The following is a 16,494-nucleotide window of genomic DNA, read 5'->3' as shown; positions in this document are numbered from 1 at the left end:
GAGCCACACTCCGCAATGCTCGCCGAGCTGCGCATCGTCAATTTCGCCCTGATTGAGCAGCTTAGCCTACAATTTGAGTCTGGGTTCACGGTCCTGACCGGGGAGACAGGAGCCGGAAAATCCCTGCTCATCGATGCGATTGCCCTGTTGGTCGGTGGACGGGCCTCGACCGATCAAATCCGTTCTGGGGAAGATGAGGCCTATCTGGAAGCAGCCTTCCACCTCCCAGAAACCCATCCGCTCCTTCATCACCTCCGGCAACATGAACTCATTGGTCAAGATGAATCTCAGCTGATACTTCGACGTGTGTTGTCCCGATCGGGTCGCCACCGGGTGTACGTCAACGGCAGCCTATGCCCCCTGCGCGTCCTTGAAGAACTGGGGGGCACGCTGGTCGACATTCATGGCCAGCACGAACAACAATCACTCCTGGCTGCTCCCAAACAATTAGACGCTCTCGATGCATTCGGCTGCCTGTTCGAACTACGAGGAAGATATGAGGAGGTCTATCAGGGATGGAAGGATCTCCGCATGCAGCTGGCTGAGTTGGAGAGCAACCTCGCTGACCGTGCAAGGCGTGAGGAGCTTTTACGATTCCAGGTTCAGGAAATTCAACAGGCTGGCCTGTTGCCTGATGAAGAAGAGCGGCTCCGACAGGAGCAGCAGCGACTGGTCCATGTGTATCGGCTGAGGGAGCTCGCCCACGAGGCACATCTCGAGTTGCAAGCGGACGAACAGGCTATCCTCACAAGGTTGGGGCGGATTGGACGAACCCTTTCAGAGTTGTCCCAAACCGATCCGGCAATGAGTGATTGTGCGCAGGTTGCCTCGGAGTCGACGATCCAACTAAAAGAACTTGCAGGGAGGCTGCGTGACTACGCTCAACAGTTAGAAGCAGACCCAGATCGGCAGGCTGTCGTGGAGGATCGACTCGACCTGATCCAACGGTTGAAGAAAAAATATGGAGGGTCGGTAGAAGCCATAATGGCAATGGGCAGAGCCCTGCAAGAGGAACTTCTAGTCTTCGATAATCGTGAAGCGAGAGCTGCCGAATTGACTGCCCGGTTTGTTGAAGAGGGCCGCCGCATTAGTACGCTGGCAGAGCAACTGTCCCGAGAGCGAATTGTCGCGGCCAAGCGAATGACGACGCTTGTGGAAGCGGAGTTGGCCACCTTGAAAATGGAGCAGGCGATTTTCCAGGTCTCGGTCTCCAGCGGTGAGTTAACCGAGGAGCTTGGACCGGCAGGGTGGAATCGGGTGGAGTTCCTTCTCTCAAGCAATCCAGGTGAGTCACCGAGAGCGTTAAGCCGGGTGGCGTCAGGCGGAGAACTTTCGCGTATTATGTTGGCGCTCAAGACTGTGTTAGCCGAGATGGACCAGGTTCCAGTCTTGGTATTTGACGAAATCGATACGGGAGTCGGTGGGGCGGTCGCGGCGGCGATGGGGACGAGACTGCGCAAACTTGGAACGTACCATCAAGTGTTTTGCATCACCCATCTTCCTCAGGTTGCGTCTCAAGCGGAGCACCATCTGCTTGTGGAGAAAGGCGTGGAGGGCCAACGGGCGTCCACGTCCGTCAGGTTGTTGAAAGGCATCGGGCGGGAAGAGGAGATCGCCCGCATGCTGGGCGGTCTGACCGTGACAAAGAAAGTACGAGAAACAGCAGCGGAACTTATCGCAGGGGCAAAGGGCAAGCAGCCTGAATAACCCGGTCTGTTTGGTTTATCTGGTAAACGAGCTGCGGGCTAAGAGTCCGATCGGTCGGCAAGAGTGGTGACCATTGCCATAGCAGGAAGGGATGCTTTGCATTCCTGGATCACTTGCGCGAAGAGTTCAGTTAACTTCGGTTCAAAGTGGGTGCCGGAGTAGGAGAACATTCGTTGGCAGGCATTATCGATCGAGAGAGGTGTTCGGCCTGGAAGCTCTGCGGTCAGATGGTCGAATGTCTGGGCTAGGCAGACGATCCGAGCCAACCGTGGAATTCCGTTTTCGTGAAGCCCAAGAGGGTAGCCTGTGCCATCCCACCGTTCATGGTGATAGGCAATAATCTGGCCCACCTCGGCCGGAAGCCTCAGAGGTGATACGAGTCTCGCACCCTGCTCCGGGTGGCGGCGCTGGCCGGATGATTTGCCGGTGGTGGTGATTTCATCGTCGGCGAATTGATAGGGTTCAGGCCCAACCTTGCCGATGTCGTGCAGGAACGCTCCGAGCGCCAACGATTTCTGCTCAGCGACGGTCAGGTCCATGCGGTTGGCCAGGAGTGTGGCATAGAAACTGACTCGGCTGCAATGGTTGAGCAACTGGCGATCCTTTGCTTCAAGTAAGTCGGAGAACAGGGGGAGAAGGTCAGGGTTCTCTTCAGTGTGGGCTGCATCGTCTGATGCGGATTTTCCGATCGAATGATACCCTGCGAGCAATTCCTTCCATGCTTGCGCGCATTCTGTTTCCGATCCCCAGAGACCGGTCGATGTTCCAATGAAGTTTCTGAGGAAATCCAGCCGTTGTTTCTTTTCGAGTGTCTGGTTAACAAGTGAAAGCAATTCCGTGACGTTGAAAGGTTTGAGCAGGTAGCCGGCGGCGCCATAGCGTATCCCTTCCATGGCGGCCTTCAAGCTCCCGTAACCCGTGATGATAATGACCTCGATGCCGGCGTGGCGTTGCTTGATATCCTGGAGGAGATCTATCCCCTGGCGGTCTGGAAGCTTCTGATCAAGGGTGATGATGTCGATCCGCTGAGAGCTCAACAGGTCAATCGCTGCCCTGGCTGATTCAGCAGTCTGAACATTGAAAAACGGGCGAAGAATGACTTGGAGGGCATCACGTGGTCCTGCCTCGTCATCAATAACGAGCAGGGCTGGTTTCATCTTTTCTTGTTCAGGAGTCAGGGGTGTGCTCATTGGAATTTTCTACCACTAACTACTTACCTTGTAAAGCATTTCTTGTTCCGCATCAAGGAGTTCGCGTCCCGCCCTCAGCATAGTGTGGCTCATGGGTCGGTGATACCTATATGTAGATTTCCTGAACGGAGCACTACGTATAGGACGCTGAAGTCTCTTCCTATTGTTGTGCGATTACGACACAGGGGATGGTGATTATTGTGCTATTCCTGCACGACAGCCTGAGGTCGGGTGCTGACTTCCTGGTCGGGTCGGCCGATTCCCAGCGTATCCATGCGGTACTTGAGCATCCGGCGGCTGATTCCCAGCAGGTTGGCGGCATGGGTTTGAACATAGTCTGTTCGCTTGAGGGCATCGAGAATAATTTCCCTCTCGAATTCCATGACGGCTTTTTCGAGCGACAGTCGACCGGCAAGGGTGTCGTCCCGGAGTGAAGAGGATCGAGAGTCGTTTTTGAGAATGGTCGGGAGATGTTCGGGCGTAATGGTGTCTGACCCCTTGGACCAAATGAAGGCTTGCTCGACGATGTTCTCCATCTCTCTCACATTGCCTGGCCAGGGATAGCGGGACAGAAGATCAACGGCATCTTTGGAGAACTCTTGCGGGGGCCGATTGTCTTCCTCGGTCCGTTTGGCTAGAAAATGTTTTGCCAGTAGTGAAATGTCTTCACCACGCTCCCTCAGGGGGGGCAAATAGAGTGCGATAACGTTGATGCGGTAGTAGAGATCTTCGCGGAATTGTCCTTTGCGAACGAGTTCCTCTAGGTTCTTGTTCGTAGCAGCCACGATGCGGACATCCACCTTGATGGCTTGCACTCCGCCGACTCTGGTGAATTCTCGTTCCTGTAAAATGCGCAGGAGCTTGGCTTGCGTCATGGCGCTGAGGTCGCCGATTTCGTCGAGAAAGAGTGTGCCGGTATTGGCGAGTTCAAATTGCCCGACTCGGCGGGCCGTGGCATCCGTAAACGAGCCTTTCTCATGTCCGAACAGCTCACTCTCAATGAGCGTTTCTGGAATGGCCGCACAGTTCAACGCGATGAAGGGCCGCTCGCGCCGACTGCTATTATAATGGAGTGCCTTGGCAACCAGCTCCTTTCCTGTGCCGCTCTCGCCGGCAATCAGGACAGTCGTGCGGCTATCGGCGACCTGTTCGATCTTGGTATAGATATCCTGCATCGACGGGCTCTTGCCGATCAGGTTGTGAAAGGCGTAGCGCCGCACGACTTGCGCGCGTAGCTGTTTGACCTCCTGTTGGAGTTCCTGGTCATTCAGCGCACGCTCGACGATAATACGAAGTTCCTCCACATCGAAGGGCTTTGAGACATAATCAGCCGCGCCGAACTTCATCGCATCGACAGCGGTCTTGACCGATTTTGTTCCTGTCAGCATGATAACCGGTGCCGGCCGGCTTTCGGCACGGATGGTTTGCAGAATAGACAGCCCGTCGGTGCCAGGGAGGATCACGTCCAGAAGAACCAGATGAGGGGCCTCTTTGCGAAACAGGTCAAGGCCCTCCTGGGCATCCGCGGCTTGGATCGTTTCGTACGTCGGCTCCAGCACCGCTTTCAATGAGGCTCTCACGCGGGCTTCATCGTCGATCATCAGCACTCTTTTTTTCATACTGGTGTCCATAGGGTATTGAGGGCTATGCAGGTAGCGCGGGCAGGCTCACAAAAAACGTCGTGCCGGCACCAACCGAGCTTTTTACTAGGATCTCGCCGTGATGTTCTTGAATGATCTGATGGACGATCGTTAAGCCAAGTCCTGTCCCCTCGTGTTCACCGCTTTCATGTTTTGTCGTGAAAAATGGATCGAAGATGTGTTCGAGATTCGCCTCCTGGATTCCTTCACCGGTATCCTCGATCTCGATGTGGGCCCACACATTCCCTTCCGCCTTCACCAGCCTGCGTGTTTGAACGCGTAGCGTCCCCCCGGACTTTTCCATCGCTGCCATGGCATTGAGAAAAAGATTGAGCAGGACTTGCTTGATCTGCTGTCGGTCCAGCATGACACGAGGAAGGTCTGAGGCCAACTCTTTTTCAATCTTGATCCCATGGCTGTCTGCCTTGACATCGATGAAGTACAGGCAAGAGGCGACGATGTCATTGAAGTCTTCGTCTGTCAGTTGGGGTTCCATGTAGCGAGCATAGTCGAGAATTTCCTGGATCAGCCGTTCGATGCGATGCACATCGTCGAGGACGACTTTGCTGAAACTCTGGATAAAATGGGGGTCATCTTTTCTTTCAGGGGCCAGTTGGATAAAAGTTTTGATCGAGGTGAGGGGATTCCTAATTTCATGGGCAAAACCGCCGGCGATCGTTTCAAGTGATTTGAGCCGATCCGTCCGCTTCATGAGCGTGTGCGAACGGTGGAGGTCATCGTGTAGCAAAATGGTGTCGATCGCATTTGTAGCAGTTTGTGCCAGGGCGGCGAGCACAGATTCACCCAGTACAGTATTGTCTCCCAAAGGGAGTCCCTTGCCGAGAATTGAGAAGGCAATCAGGCGGCCTTTATTGTGATGTGGCACGATGCGTGCGGCCTCCATGGCTGTCATGGCGGCACGTGCCCCAGCTTCAGGGAGAGTATCGTGAAGGGCTCCAACCGAGTCGCTCTGTGTCATGATCCGGTTGGTTGCCGATAGATGTCGAGGCAACGGATGGGTCACGGCCAGGGTCGAAGGGATCAGTGCGGAAGCGATCGGACCGACCATGCTGGCTCGGCGATAACATTCACGTTCGCGATCGAGGAGGAATAACGCCCCATGGGTCGTGGAACCCGCACGACAGATTTCTTGAATAATCCGATTCGCAAGGGTCGTCAGGTCGGTCATGGATCCCAGGTCCGCCGCAAAAATGGCAACCATGTCCAGTAGCTCGCTGGAGGACGGCGCCATACTGTCGGTGTGCTGAGAGTGTAAGGTCATAACAAACAGGGAGCGCGGCTACTCTGTGAGGAGCCTGTAGACATCCAAATTGGGGATGAAATGTTATGTGTTCAAAGATGTACAGTCGAAAGTATACACGGGCAGGGGACGTTCAGCTAGTGGATTTATCTTTTTCTATGATGGCCAGGAAAGCATGCCCATCGAGCACGGGAAGGATACGGGGTATGAGGGGGATACCTGCTTGCCTGAGAAACCAGGCGAGTGAGGACTGGTCGAAGGTATGCAGCAAGCCATGCCGGATAGCTTCCCGGAGTCGCCCAAGATATTGAATGACAATTTGGGCTTGTGGGCCAAATTCATCCTGATGTGCTCTGTGTAGATGCTGGCGGTAGAGAACTGAAAGGTCGCTATTCGGGTGAAAGACCGTGAGTAGCAGGCGTCCTTGTGGGCGGAGCACACGATACCACTCGCGAATCGTGGCCACTGGAGAGGGGACGAAGGAGAGTGACAGATTGCAGACGACGCGATGGAGGGAGCGGTCCTTCATGGGCAAACCGTGCATCCAATCTGTGTTGATCCAGTCAGTGGTGAGAGGCGGGTTGGTGGTAAGGGTTCCCGCAAAGTCACGGTTGAGCTCTCGGTGCAAGTCACGAAAATTCTGCCGAGCCTGTGTCAGCGAGTCATGGGAGTATTCCAGCCCGATCATATGAGCTGGCTGCTCCTGGCTCCATCCGCGCTGCCTCGCGCGGTAGGTCTGGTTGATCATCGTGGCCCGGATTAGATCTCCTTGGCCGACTCCTACATCGACGAGCATGGAGCCCGGTTCGAGCGGGCTAAGAAGCCGATAGAGATTATCCAAAAGATGCCAGTGCTCGCGGAGGTTTCCAAGTTGGGGAAGTTGCTGGAGATACGCGATCCGCAAGGCCTCGCGTGTGATCTGTGAGAGATTGTGCCGAAGACGGGTACGCTCCATCTCGATGCGCTGTTGACGAGCTGGCATGTAATGGGTCTGTGCACGGAAGTCGGCCGAAACGGTCGGTAGTGAGACGATTGACGCGATTTGTTCCAGGACCTGCTGAAAGGCTTGGAGGCATGACTCATTGAGCGGCAGGTCCTGGTTGATCAGCTGGGCGGGGACTGTCGTCAGCCTGGTGTGGGTTCCTAAAGCAGTGAGAAAAGCCTGCGGGAGGTCCGCCGGAGGCAACGGTCCGAGGAGGCTATTGGGGGCCGTAACGATGACGGATCGAGAGCGAAGTAGGCGCAGATCTGCAACTGTGGAGGCCAAATCTGTGAAATGGCCGGCAATGAGATCGCCGACAAATCGATCGACATCGATGTTGAGCCCGAGTAGGTTTGCGATGCCCCGTCGGAGTCCGTACCGGTAGTCAGCCACGAGGTCATGACCATGAACGGTCATGAGCATGGCCTGGATATCGACAACCGGATTGATCAGGAGAAGCAGGTCAAGGGGACGGGATTGCACCGCCATTTTGAGGGCGACTCGTGCGGTCACATCGCTTGCCATGACAATCAAGGGAGCGGTCGGCCACGTATGTTGGACGAATTCTACGACTTTAAGGAGGTCGGCCTGCATGCTTCGTAACGTCGTCTGTTGCAGTTCACCGTCGCTGAGTCCTACGTGGTTGGTATGGTCATAACGTAAAATGCGTAGCTGGTGGTATGCCAGAAAGTATGACAAGGTTATGGCATCCAAGGCGGTTTGGCCATAACCAGGAGCGATGATCACGACAGGGGTGTTCGGAGTAAGCGACTGGCGAAGGTGGTCGTCGGTCATCACAATCGTCTGGCCTCGGGGGCTCCGACACTCGCGCGGAATACTGACGACTAACGATTGCTGCGAGGCGATTCCCGATTCGCCTGGAGATGTCAGATGTTGTCGGATGACACGGGTCACCTCACGTTCAGCATATGGTGTAAGACCCTGGAAGCGGAGGCCAACCAGAATGGCAGGGTCGGACCCTGGTTGGCGAAATTCGTTGGGTGCTACGGGGGGCTGCGCCGACCAGATGATCTCGGTGGGAAGCGGGGACTCCGGTACGCTGGGTTCATGGCTTCCAGGGTGGCTCGGGGTTTGTGTGGCGTTGAAGTGGAGCGTGGCAAGGCCACTCAGAAGCTCAGGGCGAGCATTCAGGTGAAGACAGGCACCGCCTCTGCTGAAGTTGACCATCAGTGCTGCTAGGCGATGAGAGTGACCGGTGCGGTCGATGACATCCAGTCTGACCGGGATTGAAACCCCTACTCGAACCGACTCGCGCCGGTCAAAATATTCTTGTTCGGTTTGTACGGGGGGATTCACCGCAGCCCATTCGAGTTGCGGCCCTGCTTCAAGTACTACTTCAAGGGAGAAGGGTGACGTCCGTTCCTTCGCCGCCTGGATCAGCGAGGCGAGGACAGCAGCTTCTTCTCGTTTTGGTAAATCAAATACGACGACGAGTTTGGAGATCGGTGTTCCGGAAAGAGGCCAGATGGCCCGTTCCTGCGTCTCACCGTGCAGTTCGAGTATTCCCACGGCAGTCTTGAGTACAAGATACGCGTCCTGTGGTGGAAAGGTGGGGAAATCGCCGGGAAGGGTGATGCAGGTGCCACCGAGACTGATATTAGAAACGGTGCCGCTCCATGTCGATGATCCGATGGTGATGGTGGCAGGCAGGGTGGTTGGAGTCCGAGGTGAATGACGCCGTTCCTTTTCCGGCTCGACGGAATCGACTAGAGGGACAGCTGTAGTTATGACGTGATCAGTTTGGGGAACCGGTGCAGGCGAGGCGGTAGAGAGAGAGATTGGCGGCGGAATCATTGCGAGGGGAAGGTGCGATACAAGTGGCAGACGGAGAACTATGCGAAGGGGACCCTGCATGGGTGCTGACACATCTAAGACGCCGTCGAGTTGGCGAACGATCTGGTACGACTCAAGGAGATCAGTGGAAAGGGGTAGTGTAGTCGGGGATACAGGCCAGATTTTGTCAGATTCAAACAACTCGACCTCGACTTCTGTTGGTGGCGCGAGGGGGAAGAGTGAGGGCTCGTCCGTTGAAATAGAGGAGGGTCCCACGGCGCGTGTGCTCACGATGAGTTGGTGTGCACGGCCGACCGTTCGTAAGTAGCTCTGTGCATAGCTCAAGAGAGACCGCACAAGTTTCATGACCTGTTCGCGCTCCCCGAGTAAAGAGGGAAGGGGCGAGGAGAATTGCTTTATGATGCCAGCATTATCCACGACGGTCGGAGTTGTAGGCAGAAGTACATCGTCAAGTATGTCGTTGATGGTGTCTCCTACGGTGCCATCCGGTGTCTCCTGGATGGCCTGGGCCAAGTCTGTGCCGAATTTCGCCGCTTCTGTGGCGTGGCTGATGAGTGTTTCGACTCGGTCATCCAGGTGTGTATCGCGAATCGTGGTGAGGAGTTGTTGAGACTGTGCCAGCATTGAGGTCAATGGATCGTGCAACTGTTGGGATAATAACGTGACCCGCTTGGCCTGGGCGAGCAATGCATCTGTATGTTGGATCTCTCGCCGGAGTTGATGGATCGTGGCGTCTTGTTGTGTGGATTGTGCAAGATCTCGGATCAGCCCCACCGTGCCGACAAATCGGCGAAGGGAGTCATAGAGCCCTCTGGCGCTGACCTCCGCTATAACAGTCAGAGATCTATTGTCCTGTGAGAGTTTTCTCCGGAGGGTTAATTCAACGCGGCTGGCGCTCCGCGCGTCAGAGCGTCGTTCGTTAAAGCGATATCGAGCCACCGCTTCTTGGTCTGGAGGGATGATGGTGGTATAGGGCAATCCGATCAGTTCATCGGGGGAGTAGCCCAATAGCGTGATGATGCCAGGTCCAACCATCAAGAAACAGCCTGTGTCATCCAGCTCATAGGCGGTGGTATCACGGAGGGATTCGATGAGTCGACGGTAGCGTTGTTGCGCGTGATCCAGGGCTGCTTTCAGGTGATGTTTCTCGATGGCTTCTCTCGCACAGAATAGGAGTTCGGTGAGAAAGGCCGGAGATTTCTTGGAGAGAAAAAAATCGACGTCGGCTTGAAGCGCCTGAAGCGCCGAGGATGATTCGGAACGATCACTCAGTAGCAGAGTTGCCGCGTGTGGCGCACGAGATTTCAGTTCGCCGTAGAGAGACGATTGGCTTCCGGCGACGCATTCTTCATCGATGAGGATGAGGGCCCATTTGTTCGGCCGAGTCCACATGCTGGCTTCTTCCGCAGAATACGCAACCTCCACGAAGCAGCCGGGGAAAAAACCGCGTAGCCCGATGGTAATAAGTTTGATGGACTCAGCCTGTTCGCTGATAATCAGGATGGTGATCGGCTCACTCTGCAGCATCGAACTATCCCTGTGTTCTCGGGGCATCCGAGCAAGCCCGGTCCCAGCGTGGTATCACGAGGTTCCCCCGTCACGCTCCGAAGGCAATCTATTCCGCACGCATCTAATGATAGAAATGTGAATAGCATAGGCGGAGGTAAGAAACCCAGTCTACGTGAGTCGAGAGGCCTCCTTCTTTGGTAGGGGGCCTTGGGTAACGAACAAAATTGAACGAAGTCAAATCAAGACGAAGCGTTTGTGCTGGGAAGTAGTAGTGCGGAATTCACCGCATGTTGGGGGCAGGTATGGCGGGTTTCCGGGTATGGTCGTTAATTCTTGGCGAGTGGCGCAGCAGCTGTTGCCGGACAAGCCCCCGGAGTCATGTACAGCAGATAATTCCCCATGCCATGTTGAGGCTCGCTTTTCTGCAAGGGATGGTGATGGACCATGACCATTTCGTACTCGTCGGCTTTGGTCACCGGAAACCCGTGACTGTCACTGTAGACTTGATGGGGTTTGAATTCGAGAAACGTTCCGTCCGGACCGACATCGGGAACCGTTCGTAGGAGGGTCTGCTTTTTAGTCGTATTGTCCAGCCCAATCATGAGGAGTTCGTCATGGCCGTGCGGGTAGGCAAATTTCACGCAACCATCCATTGAGAATTTGAGTGGGGCTGTGTGGACCCTCACGCCGGTGTTAATTTCGATGCCTTCATCAGTCTGCTCTGGGCCTCGCTGAGCGAACTTGCTGAAGCACACGATATTGACGCCTACCTGATAGACATCCATCTCCTTGACCGGAATTCCTTCGGGCGCCATATACATGGTGAAGGTCGCCATCACATCCTTGGTGACCGGCGCCTTATGATAAAAGGCCACGATCGACGTGAGGTGATCCTCTTTGGCAAGCTTCACTCCATAACCAGCAGGGAATCGGGTCTCGGTCATCTCTAGCCCGGCCCCGGCAAAGAACAATGGTTCACCTTCACAGGACACGCTTGGTTTGCTGTTGTTGAGCATCAGGATGTGGTGGAGATAATTCTTGGGCAGCGGTGTCCCGTCCTTCGTGAAGACGGCAGTTTTATACCCCACCATATACATATCTTTTGGTAACTGAAAGGCATGCTTGGGCATCGATGCCGCGAGGTCTCCACCGTGACTGGCTGGCAGATCGATCGGGCCAAAGGTGAGAGTGACCGTATTGTCCCGAATGGCCATGGTCGTCGTGGTTTTATTTGTGAGCGTGGGCACGGCATGGTGGTGATGCCCGCTGTCTGCGAGGACAGGGGAAACCAGGCAGAGGCCCACGAGTATAGTAAAGATGACAGAACGCATACAGCCTCCCAAGAGTAAAAAGTAGTTCCACGAATATCTGTTGTGAACTTCGTACGCGTGTGTGGGGTACGCTGTCATTGGGCAGTGGGGGGCTGGGTCATCCGTTTCCAGACATAGGTCCCGCCGTGCTCGCGGGGAGGTATATTCTTCTGGGCACCGAATCGCGAATACCACCACACGCCCTTGGCCTGAGTGCCATCTTCTGAAAGCAATAGCTCAAAGCCCCCTTCGCGATCATTGCCTGGCTGCTGCCAGGTGCCTTGCCAGAGACGGTCGGCATACTTCGTGGTGACAAATCGCCCACCATGCTGGGTATAGGTGCCATTTCCGTTTTTGTCTAATGTGGCCGTATAGCGTTTATCATCTTCTACCTCGAGGATATCCCACCCTCCGCTCAGATCAGGAACGGAGGACGTCCCATTGCTAACCAAATGTTGCGACGCCGCGGGCGCTGGTTGTTGAGCCAGAGAATTCCCAAGCTGGATCGTTCTGAACGACTCGTGCCACGACAGGAGCATCCATTGCCCCTGACGACGTTCGAGCACACCAGTTTCTCTGAGGGGCAGAACGGTTCTCTTTAGATTCGCTCCTTCCCGGACAAAACGGATGTAGTCCAGTTCCATTGTAAACCAGGCGAGATCGCCCTTGGTCCAGACCTTCAGTTCGTGGATTGGGATCTCAAGCTTCTGGACGGAGTCAAATTCCTCCCGCATCTCACGCTCGAACTCCGGCCATCCCACGTACTTGCGCCCAGCGATGGTGTAGCTGGTTATGTCGGCATCGTGGGCCATGAGGCGAGAAAGCGTGGCGAGATCCTTTTCAGCATTTGCGCGAACGAGTGTACGGATCGTTGTTTCCGGATCGGTCGAGTCAGCTGCGCGGCTTTCAAACGTGTGTGCCAGGCCCAGGAGCACGATGAAGGCGCTCGTGAGAACGAGTTTCATAATTCCAACGATGAACTGATTTTCTTCTGTGGTTCGCAACCAGTGGTGAATCCGACTCTGAGGCAACTCATTTGTCAAACTACACGGGTCGCGCGTTCATGTCAACAAAGAAGCTGGGGGCTCGTTTAGCGACGAAGGCATGCGACAACGATCACGGTTACATTATCTTCTCCTCCTCTGTCGAGAGCCTGCTCAGTCAGGCTGTGACAGGCCTGATCGGGATCGCCCCCTGCACGGGAAAGTATCGATGCGATGGATACGTCATCCAACATTTTCGTGAGTCCATCACTGCAGAGTATGATGATGTCCTCCGGAGTGACCGGCGTCGAGGTCAGCTCTGGTTTCATGTCAACGCCCATCCCCAGGCCTTTGGTCAGGATGTGACGCTCAGGATGTGTGAGTGCCGTAAGCGCGTCGATCAAGCCTCGCTGCACAAATTTCTGGACCAAGGTATGATCGCGGGTCAATTGCTTGAGTTCGCCCGCTCGATAGAGGTAGGCGCGACTATCGCCCAAGTGTGCGATGTGAGCAACTTGCGGTGATGCCGGCGTTATCGTCAAGGCGATGAAGGTCGTGCCCATCCCTTCCAAGGACGGTTTCTCCAGAATGAGATCGTGAATTCGCCGGTTGGCGCTTGTCACGAGGTCTGCAACGAATTCGGCAGTTTTAGTGGAATGGTCGAGGAGCCAGGCTGCCCGCTGTTGAGCCCGTCGCGAAGCCTCGGCTACGGCGGTTTCAGCAGCAAGCCCTCCGGCTGGGTGCCCCCCCATCCCATCTGCCACAATCCACACGCCGCAGTCATTCAAGAGGGCCAGAGCATCCTGATTCGATGCGCGAACATGTCCCTTCTCTGTCCGGCCGACACCGGCCCATTGCAGGGGTTGTGTCACGGAGCGACTCCCATTGGCTCTCGATGGCGAGTCGGAGGAAATCCCACAGACAACGGGCCGAATCTCGCGACCATCTGGTCATAGAGGAATAGTGCCAGCGGTTCCAGATTTTGCGTATCGGCCGCGTTGTATTTCAGCAACAGATCGCGTGCGGCTTCGTCTCCTGCGCGCCACTGGTGCCATAGACGAACGGCTTCCCATCCATCAAGTCCAACCACGTCGGTCTCGCGCGTAATCTGGACTTCACGCTCGATGCATTTCAACCCGCCCTGCAGACCGAGCCTGCGTGCCGCGAAGCACAGATCGAAGTGGGGTTTTTTGAAATTTAGCCGGGGGAACTTCGCCTGGAGATAGGGAATGTCGAATCCGCTGCCGAAAAAGGTGATCAGGAGATCCGTCTGTTCCAATTCCGTCTGTAATCGGTCCTCTGTTAGTGATTCCCCGTGGACCAGGCTCGTCATGTGGCCGTTGCGATATAATCCGACTACAGTCACATGCCCCTCTCGTGCAGACATGCCTGTCGTCTCGATGTCCAGATAGAGTGTGCGATGGCGAAACGTCTCGAAGAGGCGCCAGTGCTCGCGGCTTTTCAAACAGGTGCCGAAGAAGTGCGCGTCCCCTTCTTCGAGGCGAGATTGGGCTGTGGCGAGCTCACGGTCATACCAGGCTTTTCGGGTGGGGGAGATGCCAGGCACAATCGAAGATTGGATGAATGAAGCCCAATCAAGAATGCATTCCTGCCAGAGCCGGCGTTCGGAGCTTTGGCCGATGCCTTTGAGGAGCACGAAGGATGATGTGAGCATATCAGCGGGACATTGTAGCCTTGATTTCACTCAATAAACAAGCTAAAGTCCGCGACCTGAGCGGGTTTTCATCTTATGGCCACCGGGTGCACCGGTGGGAATTCAATGGCTGATCCACCCAACAAGATTCGCATCACGGTCGGTTCTGTACAGCTCGACGCGGAACTCAAGCCCACGAAAACAGCACGGGAAGTCTATGCCGCATTGCCGGTTGAAGGTCCGGTTAACACGTGGGGCGAGGAGTTCTATTGCAAGGTGGACGGCGTGAAGGATCATCGAGAGACGGCGACCAACCATGTCAAAGTCGGCGATGTTGCGTTCTGGGGGGGCGGGCAAGTTCTGGCAATTTTCTTTGGACGCACACCGATGAGTATGGGGCAGGATCCTGTCCCGGCCGACCGTGTCAATGTCATCGGACGAATTCTCGGGGATTCCTCTGTATTGCGGCGTGTGATGGATGTATCGACTATTCGCATCGAACGGATCTAGTATGATGCTGAAACAGTCCGCCAGCGTCGTTCTCTCCTCGAAAGCATCCTCAACGTAGCCAAGAGGCTACGCCTCCGGTGCTTTCATCGGCTGCGGCCTTGCTGGACGAACTGTTTGAGCATCCTACGGGAACATGCTCGTGTTGTGGTACATGTGCGGACAACAAAAGTTCTCGTGCCGATATAGTTTTTCCACGGATTGCTAGTTATGCGCTTGTCGAAAGAACGAATTCGCCACATGTCGGAGTCGATCGCCGCCAGGTTGAAGCAGGAGGGGCATCTGGCGATCGTTGGAGATCTCAAGGCCTTCGTCGAGCAGATCGATCATGCAATTCTTGAGGAGTTGTCGATTGAAGATCGCCTGAATGCCGAAGTACGGCAGCTCTTGAAAGCCTATGAGCAAGACATCGAGCGAGGGCACGTGGACTTTCAAAGGATGTTCACGATGGTGAAGGGCAAGCTCGCAAAGGAGCGAGGCATCGTCTTATGATGCGGTAAGGAGTGAGGGGTAAAGGGTAAGGTAAAAAAGGGGTTAGTTTTTTACCCCTTACGCCTAACTCCTCACCCCTAACCAGTCTTGTATGTTGAGCGAAGAGAAGATCAGTCATCTCTCTCACGTCATTCTTCAGGTCGTGAAGAGGAGCCCTTTGGTGACGGTACAAGCCGATGAGGGGCGGGTGTTGAAGGAGATCAAGCGGGTGCTCGCATCTGAGCTGGCACAGGAAGAGCAGATCGATCGAACAGTTAAGGCGAAGCTGGCCTCCTATTCGCGCAGGATTGTCGAGGGCAGCGCGGAGTGGGAGGTGCTTTATCGGAAAACATTTGAGGAAGAGACGCGGAAACATGCAAAAATGTGAGATGTCGTTGGAACGCGGAGTCGCGCTGAAAGCTCTGTCCATACTGGGAGCAGCCTTCATGCTCGTTGCAGTGGCCGCTTGTTTCAAAACTAAAGAGAAGCCGTGGGTTCCGCTGGCCCTTGAGTCGGGAGTGAAGCCGCAAGCGGTGGTCCTGACTGAACAGGGGATGCAGGCCTACCAAGCGGGGCAGTTCGATGAGGCCAAGAATTATTTTTCCCAAGCGGTTGAAACTGCTCCTCAATCGGGACCGGCACACTATAACTACGCCTTGGCGTTGAATGCCTTGGGTGATACGGCGCAGGCACGCCAACAGTTCATGGAAGCGGCCAACTACGCCCCTGGTGACAAAGTGATCTGGGACTCGCCCGCGCTCCGGCCTTACGGCAACGTGGAGGCGCCAAAGAAAAAGCAACTACTTCCACCAGGAGCCACCAGGCCAGGCATGGGCCCCGGCACAGGACCGCGATAGTTGCAGGCAGATTTAAGAAGGGGTGTGCGAATATGGTAAAAGAGCTTGAAGTCGGTGGTAAGGCTCCCGCCTTGTCTCTTCCAGACCAGTCGGGCAACCCTGTCAGTCTCAAGGATTTTGCGGGCAAGCAGGTGGTCCTCTATTTTTATCCGAAAGACGATACGCCTGGCTGCACGAAAGAATCGTGTGACTTTCGCGATGCCGAAGCGTTAATTAAGAAGGCAGGTGGCGTGATTCTCGGTGTCAGTTTTGATGGCCAGGAATCTCACAGGAAATTCATCAAGAAGTTTACCTTGCCGTTTACGCTGCTCAGTGACGAAGATAAGGTTGCTGCGAAAGCCTATGGGGTTTACAAAGAAAAGAACATGTACGGCAAGAAATATTGGGGCATCGAGCGTAGCACCTTTGTGATCGACCAAGCCGGCAAGTTGAAGGCGATTTTCCGCAAGGTCAAGGTCAACAGCCATGTGGATGAGGTGCTAGCGGCCCTGAAGGCCTAACCTCATGGCAGGATGCTGAAAAAAGAGAGAGGGGGTGGCCAGGTGCCCTCCGTGCTCGCAGAACGCGCACGATGAAACTGTGCTCGTTCGATGCGCGCAGTTGAGGGC

The 16,494-nt window shown here is 55.1% G+C and carries 14 protein-coding genes; 6 read left to right on the top strand and 8 right to left on the bottom strand.

Going from position 1 to position 16,494, the window contains the following annotated elements; all coding sequences use genetic code 11:
* Nucleotides 1-15: 15 nt before the first annotated feature.
* On the top strand, nt 16-1,707 hold the full coding sequence (gene recN, locus HZB34_02990) for a DNA repair protein RecN (GenBank protein MBI5314916.1): 1,692 nt from the start codon (nt 16-18) through the stop codon (nt 1,705-1,707).
* Between the two features lie 38 nt (nt 1,708-1,745).
* On the opposite strand, the gene HZB34_02985 is transcribed toward recN, so the two are convergent.
* From HZB34_02985 to HZB34_02950, 8 genes are all read right to left on the bottom strand, one after another.
* Nucleotides 1,746-2,897 (bottom strand): response regulator, encoded by a 1,152-nt coding sequence (locus tag HZB34_02985; GenBank protein ID MBI5314915.1) that lies wholly within the window; start codon nt 2,895-2,897, stop codon nt 1,746-1,748.
* 203 nt (nt 2,898-3,100) lie between these two features.
* On the bottom strand, nt 3,101-4,516 hold the full coding sequence (locus HZB34_02980; GenBank protein MBI5314914.1) for a sigma-54-dependent Fis family transcriptional regulator: 1,416 nt from the start codon (nt 4,514-4,516) through the stop codon (nt 3,101-3,103).
* Between the two features lie 25 nt (nt 4,517-4,541).
* Nucleotides 4,542-5,759, bottom strand: coding sequence for a hypothetical protein (locus HZB34_02975; protein ID MBI5314913.1), 1,218 nt, complete (start codon nt 5,757-5,759; stop codon nt 4,542-4,544).
* 172 nt (nt 5,760-5,931) lie between these two features.
* Nucleotides 5,932-10,122: a PilZ domain-containing protein gene (locus tag HZB34_02970; GenBank protein MBI5314912.1), complete on the bottom strand. Its 4,191-nt coding sequence runs from the start codon at nt 10,120-10,122 to the stop codon at nt 5,932-5,934.
* Between the two features lie 308 nt (nt 10,123-10,430).
* Nucleotides 10,431-11,435, bottom strand: a complete 1,005-nt coding sequence (locus tag HZB34_02965; GenBank protein ID MBI5314911.1) for a hypothetical protein — start codon at nt 11,433-11,435, stop codon at nt 10,431-10,433.
* 74 nt (nt 11,436-11,509) lie between these two features.
* Nucleotides 11,510-12,379 (bottom strand): nuclear transport factor 2 family protein, encoded by an 870-nt coding sequence (locus HZB34_02960; GenBank protein MBI5314910.1) that lies wholly within the window; start codon nt 12,377-12,379, stop codon nt 11,510-11,512.
* 125 nt (nt 12,380-12,504) lie between these two features.
* Nucleotides 12,505-13,269, bottom strand: a complete 765-nt coding sequence (locus HZB34_02955; GenBank protein MBI5314909.1) for a serine/threonine-protein phosphatase — start codon at nt 13,267-13,269, stop codon at nt 12,505-12,507.
* Nucleotides 13,266-14,072 carry a ribonuclease H-like domain-containing protein gene (locus HZB34_02950; GenBank protein MBI5314908.1) on the bottom strand — a complete coding sequence of 269 codons (807 nt, stop codon included), beginning with the start codon at nt 14,070-14,072 and terminating at the stop codon, nt 13,266-13,268. The genes HZB34_02955 and HZB34_02950 overlap by 4 nt, the downstream gene beginning before the upstream one ends.
* A gap of 105 nt (nt 14,073-14,177) precedes the next feature.
* On the opposite strand from HZB34_02950, the gene HZB34_02945 reads away from it, so the two are divergent.
* The 5 genes from HZB34_02945 to bcp all read left to right on the top strand — a co-directional run bounded on the left by HZB34_02945 (nt 14,178) and on the right by bcp (nt 16,386).
* Nucleotides 14,178-14,561, top strand: coding sequence for a hypothetical protein (locus HZB34_02945; GenBank protein MBI5314907.1), 384 nt, complete (start codon nt 14,178-14,180; stop codon nt 14,559-14,561).
* Nucleotides 14,562-14,768: 207 nt separating this feature from the next.
* A complete protein-coding gene (locus HZB34_02940) occupies nt 14,769-15,050 on the top strand; it encodes a DUF507 family protein (GenBank protein MBI5314906.1) in 282 nt (93 codons plus the stop codon).
* A gap of 91 nt (nt 15,051-15,141) precedes the next feature.
* Entirely contained in the window at nt 15,142-15,417 is a 276-nt protein-coding gene (locus HZB34_02935; protein ID MBI5314905.1) for a DUF507 family protein, read from the top strand.
* Complete coding sequence (locus HZB34_02930) at nt 15,404-15,886, top strand: tetratricopeptide repeat protein (GenBank protein ID MBI5314904.1); 483 nt, start codon at nt 15,404-15,406, stop codon at nt 15,884-15,886. Before HZB34_02935 ends, HZB34_02930 begins: the two co-directional genes overlap by 14 nt.
* 32 nt (nt 15,887-15,918) lie before the next feature.
* On the top strand, nt 15,919-16,386 hold the full coding sequence (gene bcp, locus HZB34_02925; protein MBI5314903.1) for a thioredoxin-dependent thiol peroxidase: 468 nt from the start codon (nt 15,919-15,921) through the stop codon (nt 16,384-16,386).
* Nucleotides 16,387-16,494 lie beyond the last annotated feature (108 nt).

The sequence above is a fragment of the Nitrospirota bacterium genome (assembly GCA_016219645.1).
GTDB lineage: Bacteria > Nitrospirota > Nitrospiria > Nitrospirales > Nitrospiraceae > Palsa-1315.
Note: the sequence above shows the minus strand (reverse complement) of the source record. Positions and strands in the feature narration are given on the sequence as shown.